Source organism: Psychrobacter okhotskensis, assembly GCF_965638355.1.
Lineage (GTDB): Bacteria > Pseudomonadota > Gammaproteobacteria > Pseudomonadales > Moraxellaceae > Psychrobacter > Psychrobacter okhotskensis.
The window spans coordinates 2,297,139-2,314,899 of record NZ_OZ281822.1 but is presented as its reverse complement, the minus strand read 5'-3'; the positions used below and the strand labels follow the sequence as shown (position 1 = coordinate 2,314,899).

Here is a 17,761-nt window from a genome sequence, read left to right as displayed (position 1 = left end):
GTAGTTGAGTGTGATGTTGACCAAAAATACCCCGCCTAATAATTCACCGGATGAAGATCCGGCGCAACGTGATGCCCGTGCTGTAAGGCGTTGGTATCCGCTGTCTTTTTTGCTCAAGCTACTGGTACTCATGCTCATCGTACTGGCGATTATGTTCGCCATCTTTTTTTATGCGGCTGGTACTGAATCAGGCACCAAGTTCTTATTAGAAAAGATTAGCGCTGAGACGGGTATTAAGTTTAAATATGGGCGCGGTAATTTGCGTGATGGTCTGTTGGTCACAGATATCGATATCGAGGCGACCGAAGACCTTGAGATCTTGGTAGACCAAGCTTATGTCAAAATAGGCTGGCGTGCGGTATTTGCTAAAGAAGTCCATCTGCGCGATGCCGACATTCAGCGTATTGAGATTATCAATAAAAAACCGCCAACAGGTGAGCCATTTGATTATAAAACGCTCAAGCTACCGGTGAATCTGCGTTTTGATCAAGCCAAAATAAAAACGATTGTCTATAAACAAGTGACCAAAGATCCTATTGTCATTCATGATATCAGCGCTCGTGATTTGACGTGGGTTGGCAGCATGGTCACGGTAGGTCGCGGCAATTTACAGTATGCAGATATCGTCAAGGTTAGTGCTTTGCAAGGTGAGATTGATTTGCAAGGTGACTATCCGTTGGACTTAAGTGCTATTGCTGAGGTCAGTGCCTTAGAAAAAGCCTACATTGATCCCCTTAATATTACCGCTACCGGCAGCTTAAAACGTACCGTTGGTAAGGTGCGTAGCCGCTACAATGATAACGATGTCAGCGGTGATTTTGTGGTGCAAGGACTCGATAAGGATTCACCGTTTCAGGCAAAACTGCAATGGGACGACATTCTGATTCCTTATGCCGAAAGCCAAGCCATTCGCCTAAAAAGCGGCACAGCCACTGCCTCAGGGGTCATCTCTGAGATACGTTTGCGTATCAATACTGAGCTGACTGCCAAAGATATTCCTTCAGGGCATTATCAAGGGCGGGCAGTGATTGCCAATAGTCAACTGCGCATTGATCGTTTGGATGCTCAGGTTCCAGCTGGAAACCTAATATTACAAGGTATTTTAGACTGGAAAAATAGCTTCGATGCAAAGGTACGCGCGACTGGTAGCAATTTTGACATTCGCCGCGCGATTCCTGACGACTATGCTGATTTTAAAGCCTACGCTCCGCAAAAACTCAACGGTCGATTGTCGCTACATTATCAACAAAAAAACAGTGCAGGTAACTTAGAGATTGACGCGGATCTACGTCAGCGTGATGGCGAACATGTTAATGCCAATATTGCACGTGGTAAAACCTCTGCGAAGGTTAAACAGGTAGCGCCTTGGTATATCGATGCCACTTGGCAAAATCTGATCCGTCGTAATGTCCCGAATATCGGTAATATCGATAGTCCTAGTGGTCAAGCTGATGTCATCGTGCGCGGTTCGACCCTCTCTGTCGATGCCAATGCAGTCATCAATGAGCTTAATGCTGCTCCCAAAGGCAACTATGATGTGCGCGTCCGCAAAGCTGGCAATGTCATTGACATCAATCGTCTCAAATATAATGGTATCGTCGGTGATTTATCAGGTACTGGGCAGATTCAACTGGCGACCAAGAAGCGCCCATTAACGTGGCAAATTGATGCCCGTACTAATGGTTTATTACCCAAAAAGTATCGTAGTGATCTACCGCTTGAGCGTCTAACGGGCAGTATTAGTGCCAGTGGCCGCTTAGTGAATATCAGCAAAAGCGGGGTTAAAGGTCAGCGTCATATTATTAATTTAAACAATACCGATTTGCAGGCGCAGCTTGATGCCACGCAAGACGGCCGTGCTATCGGCATCACTGGTGGCGGTGATGCCAAAGTTGACATCGTTGGCGGCGAGCTTTCTATGTTCGATGCGCGTTTTGATGGTCAGGTCGATACGGCGGATGTGCCAAAGGGTCGTCTGTCTATCAATGCGGCTGGCACGCCAAGGCTGATCAGTATTCGTAAGCTCAATTATAAGGGTGAGGCTGGCGCAGTGAATGCGAAGGGTGTCATCGATTTGCGAAAAAATATTGGTTGGACAGTGGATGGTCGCTTTGATGACTTCAACTTGGGTTATTTTTTACCCAACAATCCGGCCATTATTACTGGTGATTTAAAAACCAGTGGCGAGTGGCAAACAGCACCAAAAAACAAAGCGAATGCCAAGGGTAAGCTAAATAGATTTGCAGTAAATTTTGACGGTGTATTAGATGCCGAGCAATTACCAGCAGGCAAACTGACTATCGATGCCAGTGGCGATGCCCAGCTCATCCGTATCAAACGCTTCCGTCATGTCGGCGCTGCAGGTAGTATCGATGCCAGCGGCACCGTCGATGTGCGTCAAGGTATCGCTTGGGATATCAAAGCGGTAATGAATCGCTTTAATTTGGGTTACTTCCTCAAAAGTACGCCAAGCGCTATCACCGGTACTATCGATACTGATGGTCGCTGGAGTGACGCTCAGCAAACCATTAATATCAAGCAGATCAACTTGACTGGCATGTTAAAAGGTCAGCCGCTCAGTGCCAAAGGCAGCTTAGCCGCAAAAATGCGACTGCCAAAAGACTTGGCGAGCTATTTTAAACGTTTACAAAAGCAAGATGCACAGGCGCAATATAAGCAAGTGAACGCCTTAATCGAGAGTTTAAATGCCAATAACCTCGTCTTACGCTGGGGCGATAACTACATCACTGCCAATGGCAATGCCAAGCAATTACAAGCCAAGATTAATATCACCAGTCTCGATCAGCTCTCTAGTAAGCTGACCGGCAAAGTGACTGGCGGTGCGACCTTATCGCAGCCTGCGGGACAAGCGTTACCCACTATCTATATTGATTTGGTCGGTGAGCGACTTGCGCTGCCGGGCTTTATCTTGCGTCAAGGTCGTATTCGCGGCAAAATCGTGAATTTAGCAAACAGCCCAAGTCAGCTTATTATCAGTGCTGAAGGCTTAGATGCTGGCGGGCAAAGCTTCAAAAGCGTTAATGCGTCTTTTAATGGTACTGAGCAGGCACATGTGGTCGATCTCAATGTCGCTAACGAGCAGCTCGATATTGCAGCAAGACTCAAAGGTGGTTTTAATCGTAATACACTCAGTTGGTCTGGGGTGATTGGTAAAGGTCGTGTTAAGTCCAGATATGCCACCTTGAACCAGTTGCAGCCAGCGCAGTTGATTGTCAATTTGCCTAATAAGCAAAACGGCAGTGACCGCGAGCTTAAGGTGCAACTTGCCGCGCATTGCTGGCAGGCGGCCGATCAAACCGGCAAGCTGTGTTTACGTGAAAACCTAATCGCTTCACCGTCTGGTGGTCAGGTCGATTTGGCATTGCAAAAGCTAGACGCCTCGCTATTTTCAGTGTTTTTACCCAAAGATATTGATTGGCAAGGGCAGATTAATGGTAAGGCGATTGTCGGCTGGCAACGTGGTCGTCCACCGACTATCAATACCACTTTATATTCTGATAATGGCAAAATCGGCTTGCTTCAAGATGGTGACAGCGCTCCTGTAAGCTTGTCATACAAGCGTGTGTCACTGATTGCCTTGTCAGTACCTGAAGGTCTTAAATTACGGACAGATATCAATACTGGTCGCGGCGCGCGCGGTTACGCGGAAGTCATCGTCGATCCTTATAAAAACCCCAAACCCATTTCGGGCGCATTAGTGCTCAATGAGCTTAATTTAGCGATTTTTAAACCTTTCTTCCCCGGTATGCGTGTGCTTGAAGGCAATATCACTATGGCGGGCGGACTTGGTGGCACGCTAGAAAAACCACAGTTCTATGGTGATGTGAAATTGGCCAACGGTCGTATCGCGATGCTTGACTTGCCAGTCAATTTAAGAAAAGTTAATGTCGATGCCAAGATTCGTGGAACGCAAGCAACTATCGACGGCACCTTTAATAGTGGTACGGGTAGCGGCACGCTAACGGGAACAGTAAACTGGCAGCAAAAACTACAAGCCAAATTGAGTGTCGTTGGTGAGCGCTTAGTATTGACCCAGCCACCCTTGCTATTGGCTGAGATTAATCCTGATATCGATATTATCGTGCGTCCTGGCGACCGTTACGTCAACATTACAGGAGCCATCAGCGTGCCATCAGCGACCATTCGTCCGCCAGAGGCTAGTGAAGATATCATTACGCAAACAGAAGATGCGGTCGTCCTAGATCGTCGTCTCATTGGTAATATCGACGAAGTCTTAGCTATCTCAAAACCGTGGTCGATCAATGCTGATATCGGTGTTGATTTGGGTGATGACATTAACTTCCGTGGCTTTGGAGCGGTTATTCCGTTGGCAGGTGCGATTAATATCACTCAAAACGGCACGGGCATTATGCGTGCCACAGGGGTGGTGCAAGTATCACGTCGTACCAATATCAATGCTTTCGGTCAGAGTCTAGAGCTTAACTATGGGCAGGTGCGCTTCAATGGGGATGTGATGAAGCCTAACCTGAGTATTGAAGCTGTCAAAGTCATTAGCGGAAAAACAGTTGGCGTGCGCGTCAAAGGCAGTACTGAGAGTCCAAACATTATCGTCTTTAATAATGCTGGTCTGACCCAACAGCAAGCAATGAATGCGTTGGTCACTGGTCGTATCGATAATAAGAGCGCCACGCAAATCAGTGAGCAGGGCTTTAAGTCGCAAGTGACGAATAACTTAGCGGCCGCTGGGCTGAGCTTCGGGCTGAGCGGTACACGCAACTTAACCAACCAGATTGGTCAAGCCTTTGGTCTACAAAGCTTGACTGTCGATGCCTCTGGCGGGAGTGAAGACACTAACGTCAATGTCACCGGTTACGTGACCCCTGACTTATACATTCGCTACGGGGTAGGTGTCTTTAATGCGCAGAACAGCCTATCTGTTCGTTACCAGTTGACCCGTCGAATTTATGTCGAGGCAACGTCGGCGGCAGAAAACGCGGTTGATGTGGTTTATAGTTGGCAATTTTAGAAGGCAATTTTGGATAATACTGTTATCAGCTAATGGTTGATTTATTAACTCTAATATTGCCCAAATAGTATTTACTGTATTTTAGCCAATAAAAAACGCCTTTCGATAAAGGCGTTTTTTTCATTGTAATATTTCTGAGGCTATATGAACTATTTGGTCAAAATTAAGCGGTTATTGCGAGTTAAGCGTAAGCGATATTCCTCACCTTCGTGCTCAATACGTACCTCTTTGGTCAAGGCAAACAGATGCTGTGATTGCAAAGTCGGTAGACGGTTTTCGCGGCAGTTTAAGTAACGAGAGATAACCATGCTCATAATAAATTCCTTTTGATAAAACAGTTGAGTAGTCGACATCAGAGAGTAATAGTCATTAACGATAATAATTATCATTTAGATTGGATTGTTTTGCAAGGTAATTGATAAAATAAAATGCAGTCATTATGTAAACTTATATAAACCTACGATGATAAAGCCAGATTGAATTTATTTTTTATTATTTATATCAATGACTTAAATTAATATCAGCTTATTATCGCAAGTGACTATTCATAACAAACAAAGCAAGCATTCGAGTCATAACAAATAAAACAAGCATTTGAGGACAGTATTATGGTGAACGCCGCAATAATTCAACAAACTAGCCATCAAAAAATCGTAAACGTCGCTGTCGCTGTTATTCATTATCAGGCACAGTATTTGCTCGGATTTCGAGATGCGGCTCAACATCAGGGCAACCGTTATGAGTTTGTAGGTGGAAAGATAGAGGCGAATGAAACCGCAAAACAGGCATTAATACGCGAAGTCGCTGAAGAAACTGGAATCGATATTCACGACAATACTGTCATCAAACTTGGACGGCTGCATCATGATTATGGGGATAAGCAAGTGAGCTTGCAGGTCTATAATATTGAGCTAACAGCAGAGCAATATGAGCAACATCGACATCTCAGCCATGGCTTAGAAGGGCAGGCGCTGGCATGGGTCAATAAATCTGGGCTATTGGCAGGGAAGTATCATTTGCCTGCTGCCAATAAAACGATTTTAGAATGGTTGCGTCTACCCGCACAGATAGCGATTAGCTATCCTTTGGCACACTTTAATGATCTGCCCAATCCAGCAACAGAATGGTTGACCTATCACAAGGAAAAAGTAGGGACCCATGCTTGGCTATACATTCGAGTTAAGGACTCAGACTTTGATAATAGCGTAAAGCAATTGATGGCTTTGCGTCCAGACATTCAAGTGATTCTGCCATTTGAGCGTCGCCTTCATTCATTACAAGCCGATTATCAGATCGTTGCTCATCAAATCTCTCAGACTGCGCTCATGAAATGGTTTGATAATGAGCAAGACAGTTCCGTAGGTGAGCAGGCGTTACCTCTCGATCGACCATTAATAATCAGCTGTCACGATGCAGCCAGTATCCATGCCGCTAATCAGCTTGCTAGTGTTCGTTTACAGCAGCAGCAAGCACCAGTGATCGGTGTGTTTTTATCACCAGTACTAGCGACCCAAACGCATCCCGATACTGCGCCATTAGGTTGGGTAGCGTGGTCAGCTTTGGCACAGTTGGCTGACATGCCAGTCATTGGTTTGGGTGGCTTGTCACCAGCTATGATTGAGCAAGCTGTCCAGTACGGCGGTATCAGCGTGGCCGGTATCCGCCAGTTCGTTTAGGCGTTTTTTTAGCAAGTTTTTATTAATAAATACCAAGTTAACTATGCTCATCAAGTGCTTGTACAAGGCCTATCACGTCAAGCACAGTAGCTACCATTTATCAAAGTAAATTCTTAATAATAATAAGCTTCCCTTATATTTATCCAATCGGTAACTATGTGTTTATTCTCTAATCTAAATACAGAATTACTTACAAACCGTTGCGTTTTCCTACATTGCGACACTGTTTTAATCATAGCACTGCCATTAAGATAGGCTATCAAATTAGAGAGTCTTCAAGCTGTTTTTATAGATGACGTTTTTGGCTTTTAATAAACCAATTGTCTGGTCAAGCGACTCTCACTACTCATAATAATATTTGATTTTTCTCACATTATCTTTATTAGTAACAATATTTTTGTGTAGAAAATCAAATAATATTTATTTGATAATGAATAAGTTTTTAACCATCACCAATAATTAATGGTATCCCTATGAAAACCAATAAGTTACCTCAGTCATCATGGTCTGATGCACAGGCAGCCGGTTCTCAATCACAGCAAACCAGTCAGTTAAAGAACCATTATCAGGATAATGGGCAACACGTAAATAGTGCCAGCAATGATGCAAGCTATAACCATGCTATCAATGGTAATAAAAGTCTCAATGCGAGTAATGACAGCGACAGTTATAACGGCGAACATTCAAACCATTTGGCAAAAACATCGTCTTTGCAAGACAGCTATTTTGGATACAAAAGCATCGACAAAAGCCTTACACAGGCAAAAGAGTTTGCTATGATTGAAAACGGTAATATCAACAGTAACGATTCAAAAAATAGCGATATAGAGGATTTTGACACGGCTAATGGCTTCAAAAAAGCTAGCGGCTCTCAAAAAATCCGTGGCTACAAAAAAGCGCAGAAGAAGCAAGCACAGGAATCTAACAAAGTAGATGTACTGATGTCAGAGGAACAAGCGAATATTTCAATAGAAAAACCTCAAAACACAGATGATTTATCATTGACGACGACCTCATATAAAGAAATACCGGAGCGCATATTTATGAATGGGCTTATTAAGCATACTGGCATTGCCCTAGCGATTATTATACCGTTGGCGGCGTTTTCGGCTTATGCTGCGCCGTTACCAGCGACTAGCGCGTCCACTAGTAAAACTTCTGCCACGGCGACGACTGATAAAACCACAACGCAAACCTTGTCTGTGAAGCCCAGCGACATCATCCATAAGTCTGCGAACACACCGACCACCGTCGACAGTGTGGATCTCAAAAAGTATGCAGGCACGTGGTATGAGATAGGTCGGTTACCAATGTACTTTCAGCGCAACTGTGCTAGTGATGTAACCGCAAACTATGCCCAAAAAATAGACGGCTCCGGAGTGGTAGTCACCAATAAATGTAAAGCTGAAGACGGTTCAGATATTACCGCTGAGGGATTGGCAAAACCTGCCGACGATACGGGTAGCAAGCTAAAAGTGACGTTCTTGCCTTCATGGATTCGCTGGTTACCAGTCGGTCGTGCCGATTATTGGGTACTGGCGCGCGATGCTGATTATCAGACAGCGCTAGTTGGTACGCCAGACAAAGACTATTTATGGTTACTAGCACGTTCGCCCAATGTCAGTCAGGAAACCTATGCGAAATATCGCCAAATTGCCCAGCAACAAGGCTACGACTTGAAAGAATTTAAACTGACCGCACAAAGCAATCAAACAGTTACTTTAGTACCCTAATTGTTTAGTGACTTAATTGTTTAGTGCGCTAGTTGTTTATCGATTTAGTTGTTTAACAGCATCGTTGTTTAAGGCGTTCGAATTTAACAAAGGTAGCGTAATAGGCTGCCTTTATTTTTATAATCAAGTCAATATAGCCCCAAAATAGGTTATAAGTGCGCGCTGATATGTTATCACTGGCAAAATTGACCGTTTTAGGCTAAAATCTAGGCGATCTAAATACACTGATGAAAATGAAAAATGATTGGCATGGATGTTTTGCCCTCATCGTATTTGACCTCACCGTATTTGAATAGTCACTTAGACTAAATACAATCTCTCTGTTTGATACTTCTTCATACTTTACTGATCATACATTACTGACCATAAGGATGTTTCTCGTGAGCAACGCTGATACCTTACGCCACCTACATCAAGAGCACTTGAGCAATTATAACAACCAAGAGCAACAAGCGATTGAGCTCATGGGGTTTTTGAACAAGCTCTATAATGAGCAAGACGTCCAAGTGACTTTGTTCGGCGAAACGCTAGATACGACCTCAGTCGGTCGCATATTGGCACTACATCAAAAAGTAGCGATGCGTGATCAAGATGCAAAAGCCATCGCTATCGCTGATACGCTAGCAATGGTTAAAGTGCTAGCAGACAATAAGACTATCCAAGCTGCGCGTATCGATGTCGGTCAATTGATTGCTAATGACAGTGATGTACAAGCGGCTCTGCAATCTATTAGCAGTGACAACAATGCTATCAATGGTGCGACTGATGTCGTGCTATACGGTTTTGGTCGTATTGGTCGTATCTTAACGCGTCTATTGTTATCGCAAGCGTCAAGCGCGAAAGGCGTACAACTCAAAGCCATCGTCGTACGTCCGGCTGCTGCTGGTGATTTGGCCAAGCGTGCATCATTACTAGAGCGTGATTCGATTCATGGTAGCTTCGCTGGTGGCGTGGTGGTTGATGATGAAAATAACGGTCTGATTATCAATGGTCGCTTTGTGCAAGTTATTTATGCTAAAGACCCAAGCGAAATTGATTATACGGCTTATGGTATCAACGATGCATTGGTTATTGATAACACGGGCATTTGGAAAGACGAAGCCGGTCTTGGTAAGCATCTACAGTCTCAAGGCGTTAAAAAAGTATTGCTAACGGCTCCTGCTGGTGGCGAGATTAAAAACGTCGTTTATGGTGTGAACAATGATACGGTCGGTGATGATACGATTGTCAGCGCGGCGAGCTGTACGACCAACGCGATTACACCAACGCTAAAAGTACTGAACGATGAGTACGGTATCGAAAATGGTCACGTGGAAACGATTCATTCGTTCACCAACGATCAAAACCTAATCGATAACTATCATAAAGCTGATCGCCGTGGCCGCAGTGCAGTGTTGAACATGGTTATCACTAGTACTGGTGCGGCAAAAGCAGTTGGTAAAGCACTACCAGAGCTTAGCGGCAAATTAACCGGTAATGCTATTCGTGTCCCAACGCCGAATGTCAGCTTAGCAATTTTAAACTTAAACCTCAAAACTGCACCTGCCAGTGCTGATGCGTTAAATGAGTTTATGCGTAAAGTTTCTAATAGCAGCCAGTGGCAAACACAGATTGCTTATACGGACTCTACCGAAGCGGTCTCGACTGATTTCGTCGGTGATACGCACGTCGGTATCGTTGATGCACAAGCGACGATTCTCACGGACAATCATGCCATCGTTTATATCTGGTATGACAACGAAGTGGGCTACAGTACGCAAGTATTACGTTTGGCGACACAAATGGCCGGCATCAGCTATACTCAGATTCCAGCGTAAAAATTCTAAGTCTATAGCAGTGATACGCTAATGCATTAAGTTTCGTATAGAAGCCATGTTTTTTAGATGTGATACTCAAGCACCCGATAGTCCGATTGGTTATCGGGTGTTGTTGTCATACTTGTTGCTAAGTATTTTGGCACACTAGGGTCATAATTATTTTTAAACCAGTTTTTTACAAGCACTAATTTTTTATAAGCATTAAGTTTTTACAACTACACAAACACATAGCTATACCCTAAAATACAGTCGTTGGCTGTAACCAGTTTATAAACTGGATGGTAAATTAAGGAACGTAAGATGCGATTTATTGATGAAGCCGTCGTAACGGTAAAAGCAGGTGACGGTGGTAACGGAATCGCCAGTTTTCGCCGAGAAAAGTATGTCCCACGTGGTGGACCTGATGGTGGCGATGGTGGCAAGGGCGGAGATGTTTATGCCATTGCAGAAGATAATACCAACACTCTAGTTGACTATCGTTATACGCGTCGCTATGACGCCATGAGAGCTGAGAATGGTCACAGTAGAAACTGTTCGGGTAAGGGCTCTGACGATCTATTTTTGCCAGTGCCTATTGGTACTACGATAGTCGATACCGAAACCGATGAAGTATTGGGTGATTTGATTGAAATTGGTCAGACCTTGCTCATTGCCAAAGGCGGTGATGGTGGTTTGGGCAATACTCACTTCAAAAGCTCGACCAATCAAGCACCGCGCAAGGCTACTTCAGGCTTTGAAGGTGAGCTAAAAGTTCTTAAGTTTGAGCTAAAAGTTGTGGCTGATGTTGGCTTGATTGGTTTACCTAATGCGGGTAAATCGACCTTTATCCGCCAAGTCTCTGCTGCTAGACCAAAAGTTGCTGATTATCCGTTTACCACGTTGGTTCCAAATCTGGGCGTGGTCGATATTGGTCGTCATCGCTCGTTCGTCATGGCGGATATTCCGGGTTTAATCGAAGGTGCCTCAGAAGGTGCAGGACTTGGCATTCGCTTTTTAAAGCATGTTGCTCGTACGCGCCGTCTGTTACATGTGGTTGATGTAAAGCCAATTGATGGCAGCGATCCGGTAAAAAATGCTCGTGTTATCTTGAATGAGCTTGAACGTTTTTCGCCTGAATTATCCAACCTACCCCAAATTTTGGTATTAAACAAAATTGATCAGGTGCCTGAAGAAGAGTTAAATGAGCTCTGTACCCATATTGTCGCTGAGCTTGGTTGGACAGGAGATGTATTTCGCACGTCAACTCTAATGGGTGAAGGGACTGATGCTGTTAAATATCATTTGATGAATGAGATTGAACGTGAGCGCGAACGCGAAATAGAGGACCCCATCTTCGCTGAAGCACAAAGAACACGTTTTGAGCGCTTAGAAGTAGAAGTACGTCTGAATACTGAAGCCCAGCGTGAGGCTTATCGTGCGGCTCGAAAAGCGGCACGTGAAGGGTTGGACTTAAACGACGATGATGATTTAGATGATGACGATGAAGATGGCGTTGAAGTCGTTTATGTTCCTTAAATGATGGTGCTTAAACTGATATACTTGAATTTTTTAGATCAATCCCCGTAATTAATTGACATAAGACACAGGAGTTTATATGGCAGGTGACATAGAAAACACGACCGAAGAAGCAAGGTTTATTAAGCAAACTCGCAACTTTGATATTCAGCGCGTTATTGTCAAGATTGGCTCATCGTTATTAACCAATAACGGTCGAGGGCTAGATCGAACTGCCATTTACGAATGGGCAAAGCAAATTGCTAAGCTGCACAAGCAAGGCGTGGAAGTACTGCTCGTGTCGTCAGGGGCAGTTGCTGAAGGCGTGGTACGCATGAACCTAGAGGAGCGTCCCAAAAAATTAGCGGCGCTGCAAGCTTGTGCTTCTATTGGTCAAATGGGCTTGATTGAAACCTGGTGGTCAGCGTTGATTCAGCACGGTATTCAAAGCTCTCAGCTACTACTAACCCATGATGACTTGTCCAACCGTAGTCGTTATCTGAATACCACAGGCGCACTGACACAGTTATTAGAATGGAACGTGCTACCGGTCATTAATGAAAACGACACCATCACCATTGATGAGATCAAATTTGGCGACAACGATACGTTAGGTGCGATGGCAGCAGCGATGGTCAATGCTGATTTGTACATTATCTTAACGGATCAAGACGGCGTGTTCACTGATAATCCGCGTGATAACCCTGATGCCAAAATGATTCGTCAAGAGCGTGCCATGGCTGATTACTTGTTTGATATTGCAGGTGATGGTGGCAAACTCGGACGTGGTGGAATGCTAACCAAGATTCGTGCTGGTCGCCTTGCCGCCATGGGTGGTTGTCCTACCGTAATTGTGAGCGGCGCTATCGATGACGTTATTACCCGTGTGGTATCTGGTGAAGCGGTTGGTACGTTGCTAACGACTAATGACGAAGATAAAATCATTGCTCGTAAACAATGGCTAGCAGCGCATCTACGTATGTCAGGCTCTTTGATTGTTGATGCTGGTGCCGCAAAAGCCGTCGTTGAACATCATAAGAGCTTGCTACCAGTCGGCGTAGCAGAAGTACGCGGTGATTTTGATGAAGGTGATGTGGTCGAAATTGTGCACCAAGATACAGGCGAGCGTCTCGCCGTTGGCCAAGTCAACTTCTCCTCTCGTGACGCGCGCCGTGTGGCTCGTGAGCGTACTGAGCAATTCGATAGAATTCTTGGTAATAATGAAGAGCGCGTGGTCATGGTACATCGTGACAACCTAGCATTGACGATGTAGTAGTATCGATTTCCTATGCGCTTGATTCTCTATGTACAGGTATAAAGATGCCTTATTTATAAGTATAAATAAGGCATCAAATGACTTTTGTCAGTAGACTATTTTGGTCATGCCATTACTTATACTCATCAAGGTTGGAAATTTATCCGCGACTAAAAGCTTATCAACACGCCCTAATATTTAAAAGTAATTAGCACTCAAAAACTCGAAAACCAGTATTATTTTGTGATACTAGACGTTTTTGGCTTAAAACGCGATTTTGATCAAAACCCGTCTTTGTACAAAAACCTGATGGTTTAATGTGTGCCGCGTTCTATGTTCTTTATATTTAACTTATTTTATCCAGCACGGTATTCATTGTTATCATTATCAATGAATACCGTGCTGTTTTGGAGATTTGTACATGAGTGCTTCAGACAATAACAACTCGCTTCAGCATGAGTTTGCCCCTCTAAAAAACGACAGATTACTACGTGCCTTTCGTTTTGAGACGATCGACACCACACCCGTGTGGATGATGCGCCAAGCTGGTCGTTATTTACCAGAGTATAAAGCCACCCGTGCTGAAGCAGGTGATTTTATGAGCTTGTGCCGCGATACCGATCGCGCGACAGAAGTCACTTTACAGCCACTACGTCGTTATGATTTGGACGCAGCTATCCTATTTAGTGATATTTTGACCATTCCTGATGCCATGGGCTTGGGTTTGTATTTCGAGACGGGAGAAGGGCCGAAGTTCAAACACCCTATTCGTACGCAAGCTGATTTAGATAGACTGCCTGTGCTTGATGTCAATGACTCTCTGGATTACGTCATGCGTGCGGTGACCAGCATTCGTAAAGCATTAAATGGGCAAGTGCCCTTATTCGGTTTTTCTGGTAGTCCGTGGACACTAGCGACCTATATGATTGAAGGCGGCAGCTCAAAAGATTATCGTTATACCAAAGGCTTTTTATATAGTAACCCAGCTTTTTTACATCAATTATTAGATAAGCTTGCCACGTCTGTTATTGACTATTTAGATGCACAAGTCGTTGCTGGTGCTCAAGTATTGCAGATATTTGACAGCTGGGGCGGCGCGCTGGGTCATCGTCAGTTTATCGATTTTTCACACGCTTATAATAAGCGCATCGTCGCTGAGCTAAAAGTGCGTCACCCTGATATACCAGTGGTACTATTTACCAAGGGCGGCGGACTATGGCTAGATATCCAAGCGGATAGTGAGGCGGATGCCTTAGGTCTAGATTGGACGATGCCGCTTGATCGCGCGCGTCAAGCATTGACTGAGAGTCAGCGTCAGTTGACCAAACAGCATAAGAAGTTACAGAGCAGCAAAGCGCTTCAAGGTAATTTGGATCCAGCAACCCTTTACGGTTCTCCTGAAACCATCCGCTCAGAAGTAAAACTAATGCTAGATAGCGCGTATGCTAATGGCGAAAAAACTGGCTACGTGGCGAATTTGGGTCATGGTATTACGCAGTGGGTCAACCCTGACAATGCCAAAGTGTTTATCGATGCCGTGCATGATTACAAAATCTAGCCATTGTTTTATTTAATCACTGTGCTATTTAATCATTGTGGTATTTAGCCACTGAGATATTTAAATGCTATGATAAATTGGACTTATAAATTTAAAATCCAGTGGTAGCGATAGCTAGCAATTACATTACTGAGTAAAAGGGGATATCTTATGATTTCAGCAGCAATCGTCGGTGGCACAGGATATACAGGTATTGAGCTGATTCGCTTACTATCCGCTCATCCTGAGGTTTCTATTGATTTGCTAACGTCACGTAGTGAAGCGGGTACACGTGCTGATGAGATATTCCCAAGCTTACGCGGTATCTCGGATATTGTCTTTAGTGACTTGGGTGATGATACGCTTGCCACCTTACAAAAATGTGATGTGGTGTTTTTTGCCACGCCACATGGTGTCGCGATGAAACAAGCACAAGCGTTGACTCAAGCAGGTGTACGAGTCATCGATTTGGCGGCTGATTTTCGTCTCCAGTCATTGACGGAGTTTGAGCATTGGTATAAACAGTCGCATGCCTGTCCTGAGCTGCTGAAAACGGCTGTTTATGGCTTACCTGAAGTCAATCGCGATAAACTTGCAAACGCTTTGGTCGTAGGAAATCCTGGCTGTTATCCAACCACCGCTATTTTGGGTTTAAAACCCATTATTGACGCGCAAAATCAGCAAGCCACTCGATTGATCGATGCTCGTATTGTTATTGATGCGAAGTCTGGCGTTTCAGGGGCGGGACGTCAGGCGAGTCTGGCGCTTAATTATGCGGAAACAACGGACAATTTTAAAGCTTATAGCGTTACAGGTCATCGTCATCTGCCAGAGATTGAGCAGGGGGTGGCGCAGTTATTAGACAGTCAGTTTAGCCATCGTATTCGCTTTTTACCGCATCTAGTGCCAATGATTCGTGGCATGTTAAGCTCTATCCATATGGAGTTGACCGAAGAAGGCGCTGCCATCGATTGGCAACAAGCATTTGAACAATGCTATGCGTCAGAGTTGTTTATTGATGTCATGCCAAAAGGTATTTATCCTGATACGCGCAGTGTGCGAGCCAGCAACCGTCTGCGGATTTCGGTACATCAGGACAATGAGCGTGCCGAACTGACGGTTATTGTGGTACAAGACAATTTAGTAAAAGGCGCGGCTGGGCAGGCGGTACAGAATATGAATGTGATGTTTGGGTTTGATGAGTCACAGGGGTTGAATTTTGCGCCGATTGTCCCTTAATCTTACTATCCAACATTGTATTTTTACTGTTAAATCATTCATATTGATGGTGCTAGGTATTGATTATAAATTCCGCTATAATAACCTGCCCTTACTGTTAAGAGATACTGTCTAAATGCGTGTTAAGATTGTACTACGCTTTTGCTCACAGCCAGCACGTTTATCGTGCCAAGACTCTGTTCCATATCAAGTGGAGCGTAGACCGCATTCTTTACAAAGCAGTGACCGCTTTATCGACAACCATCACAATCTCATTGCTGGTCAAAAAGGGGCATCGACACTGGTGCTGGCACTCTTTGTTGTGGCCATATTAGTGACCGCTACTGTTGGATTGTTATTTGGTCATAAGCTTGGCTATCAGCGCGGCTTTCATTCGATGCAAACCGAGACCAAGCAAGCAATTATCAATAGCAATGAGGCAACCAAAGAGCTAAAAGACTTGCGGATTAGCAACAAAATAGCCACCAGTGAGGCTGCGACTGCCAAGCAAGAGCTGGCGATTAGTTTGGCAAACTTGAAAGAGTTACGCGAAACGCAAAAATCACTAACTGTTGAAAACAAACAAGTTGCCCAGCTTAATGAGCTCTATACTGAGGTGATTGCTGATAATGGTGGCATGCCACTACAGATAATTGGTGCTAATATTAAGCCGCTACCTGAGAATGCTTTTGAGTATGGTTTTGACATCGGTATGCTCAGTGAAGATGGTAATGCCAAGCGTTTAACACCAACGTTGACATTGCTTGATGATGATGACTTCGTGGAAGTGCCGCTAGATCCTGCCAGTTATTCGATTAAGGGTATTGTGCGTATTCGTGGCCGCTTTATGATGCCATCAGGCTTTAAGCCATTGCAGGCAAAACTGACTTTGAGAGCCGGTGGTCAGCAAAAAGAACAGCTTTATGACTGGAAGCTTGGCGATAGGGTCGACAATATGCCGCTATCGCTTTTAGATTTGCCAGAAGTAGATGAAAGTCCTATTGAGCCTTAATTAGCATTTAAAATCTAATAAGTACTTGAAATTTAGTGGTATGAACCAAAGTTAGTTAAGCACAATGGCTATTTATAACCACTAGCTTATAGCAACGATACTTTGTTATAACCATGGTACTTTATGCTATTTCTGACAGCCTCTCTGTATAATCTCTTTTTATTCTAAACTTACCCTTATACTTTGATTATGATAAAACCTATGACTCTACAAGCTAGGCCGACCGTTTTTGATTGGCACTTTCCTAATATACCTGCGCAACGCGCTCAAGATAGTGAGCCAGACGGTGAGACATCGCCGCAAGCAGACGTGCTCGTGGCCGAGCCAGAAGTGGCGAAGCCACCGATGTATGCGGTCGTGATGTATAATGATAATTATACGCCGATGGAGTTTGTCGTTTACGTTTTGCAGTCGGAGTTTCGCCACAGTGTTGATTCTGCTGTTGAAGTTATGTTGACGATTCACAACAGTAGTAAAGGTATTGCGGGTATTTATCCTAAAGATATCGCTGAAACCAAAGCCAAAAAGGTAAATAGTCTGGCTCATCGCGAAGGCTATCCTCTATTGACTCAAATAGAACCGCATCAAGGTGAGTAGATGTCATAACTGCTTCATTTTCTTGTGACTTTTCACTTTGTTGGATGCTTTTTAATCGGCAATATAATACTGCCACTTTTGAGCTTATATATTAGTAACACTTTTAAAAGCCTTTTATCAGGCAGCTCTACTATTACTCTCACAGTAAATTCGTTCTAACATCTCTCCTCATCTTAAGAACGCTCCTAAGTAGTCAGTCTTCTTTCTGTTTTGATCTTGATTTTTATCTTAAATAGCCTTATATAACAAATATAGCGTTGTATAGTAAATTGACGTTTTACGCTCAGTTTTTTAGTATTTCGCTATGTTTCTGAGACTATTGCGTAGACAACTATTACTCAATATCCTGATTATTTACGCCCTCACTTTTATATAATCTTTTTTATTCCCAACTTGTCATTCATATAATTCGTT

At 44.0% G+C, this 17,761-nt stretch carries 11 protein-coding genes; 10 read left to right on the top strand and 1 reads right to left on the bottom strand.

The features are described from left to right. Positions 1-13 precede the first annotated feature (13 nt). Positions 14-5,008 (top strand): translocation/assembly module TamB domain-containing protein, encoded by a 4,995-nt coding sequence (locus tag ACSUPM_RS09600; protein WP_101211703.1) that lies wholly within the window; start codon positions 14-16, stop codon positions 5,006-5,008. A 149-nt stretch (positions 5,009-5,157) separates the two neighbouring features. On the opposite strand, the gene hemP is transcribed toward ACSUPM_RS09600, so the two are convergent. Beyond that, on the bottom strand, positions 5,158-5,316 hold the full coding sequence (hemP, locus tag ACSUPM_RS09595; RefSeq protein WP_227672156.1) for a hemin uptake protein HemP: 159 nt from the start codon (positions 5,314-5,316) through the stop codon (positions 5,158-5,160). Positions 5,317-5,616: 300 nt separating this feature from the next. On the opposite strand from hemP, the gene ACSUPM_RS09590 reads away from it, so the two are divergent. From ACSUPM_RS09590 to ACSUPM_RS09550, 9 genes are all read left to right on the top strand, one after another. Beyond that, positions 5,617-6,684 carry an NUDIX domain-containing protein gene (locus ACSUPM_RS09590; protein ID WP_436879888.1) on the top strand — a complete coding sequence of 356 codons (1,068 nt, stop codon included), beginning with the start codon at positions 5,617-5,619 and terminating at the stop codon, positions 6,682-6,684. A gap of 473 nt (positions 6,685-7,157) precedes the next feature. Further along, positions 7,158-8,417, top strand: coding sequence for a lipocalin family protein (locus tag ACSUPM_RS09585; protein ID WP_201578004.1), 1,260 nt, complete (start codon positions 7,158-7,160; stop codon positions 8,415-8,417). Positions 8,418-8,788: 371 nt separating this feature from the next. Then, positions 8,789-10,234, top strand: coding sequence for a glyceraldehyde-3-phosphate dehydrogenase (locus ACSUPM_RS09580; RefSeq protein WP_436879886.1), 1,446 nt, complete (start codon positions 8,789-8,791; stop codon positions 10,232-10,234). Between the two features lie 300 nt (positions 10,235-10,534). Further along, on the top strand, positions 10,535-11,749 hold the full coding sequence (gene cgtA, locus ACSUPM_RS09575; RefSeq protein ID WP_025650501.1) for an Obg family GTPase CgtA: 1,215 nt from the start codon (positions 10,535-10,537) through the stop codon (positions 11,747-11,749). Positions 11,750-11,828: 79 nt separating this feature from the next. Further along, positions 11,829-13,001: a glutamate 5-kinase gene (proB, locus tag ACSUPM_RS09570; RefSeq protein WP_025650500.1), complete on the top strand. Its 1,173-nt coding sequence runs from the start codon at positions 11,829-11,831 to the stop codon at positions 12,999-13,001. A gap of 403 nt (positions 13,002-13,404) precedes the next feature. Next, on the top strand, positions 13,405-14,541 hold the full coding sequence (hemE, locus tag ACSUPM_RS09565) for a uroporphyrinogen decarboxylase (protein WP_173238926.1): 1,137 nt from the start codon (positions 13,405-13,407) through the stop codon (positions 14,539-14,541). Between the two features lie 150 nt (positions 14,542-14,691). Beyond that, positions 14,692-15,759: an N-acetyl-gamma-glutamyl-phosphate reductase gene (gene argC / locus ACSUPM_RS09560; RefSeq protein WP_201576845.1), complete on the top strand. Its 1,068-nt coding sequence runs from the start codon at positions 14,692-14,694 to the stop codon at positions 15,757-15,759. Between the two features lie 115 nt (positions 15,760-15,874). Continuing rightward, positions 15,875-16,750, top strand: a complete 876-nt coding sequence (locus ACSUPM_RS09555; protein ID WP_025650497.1) for a hypothetical protein — start codon at positions 15,875-15,877, stop codon at positions 16,748-16,750. Positions 16,751-16,951: 201 nt separating this feature from the next. Beyond that, a complete protein-coding gene (locus ACSUPM_RS09550; RefSeq protein WP_201576842.1) occupies positions 16,952-17,347 on the top strand; it encodes an ATP-dependent Clp protease adaptor ClpS in 396 nt (131 codons plus the stop codon). Positions 17,348-17,761: the final 414 nt, after the last annotated feature.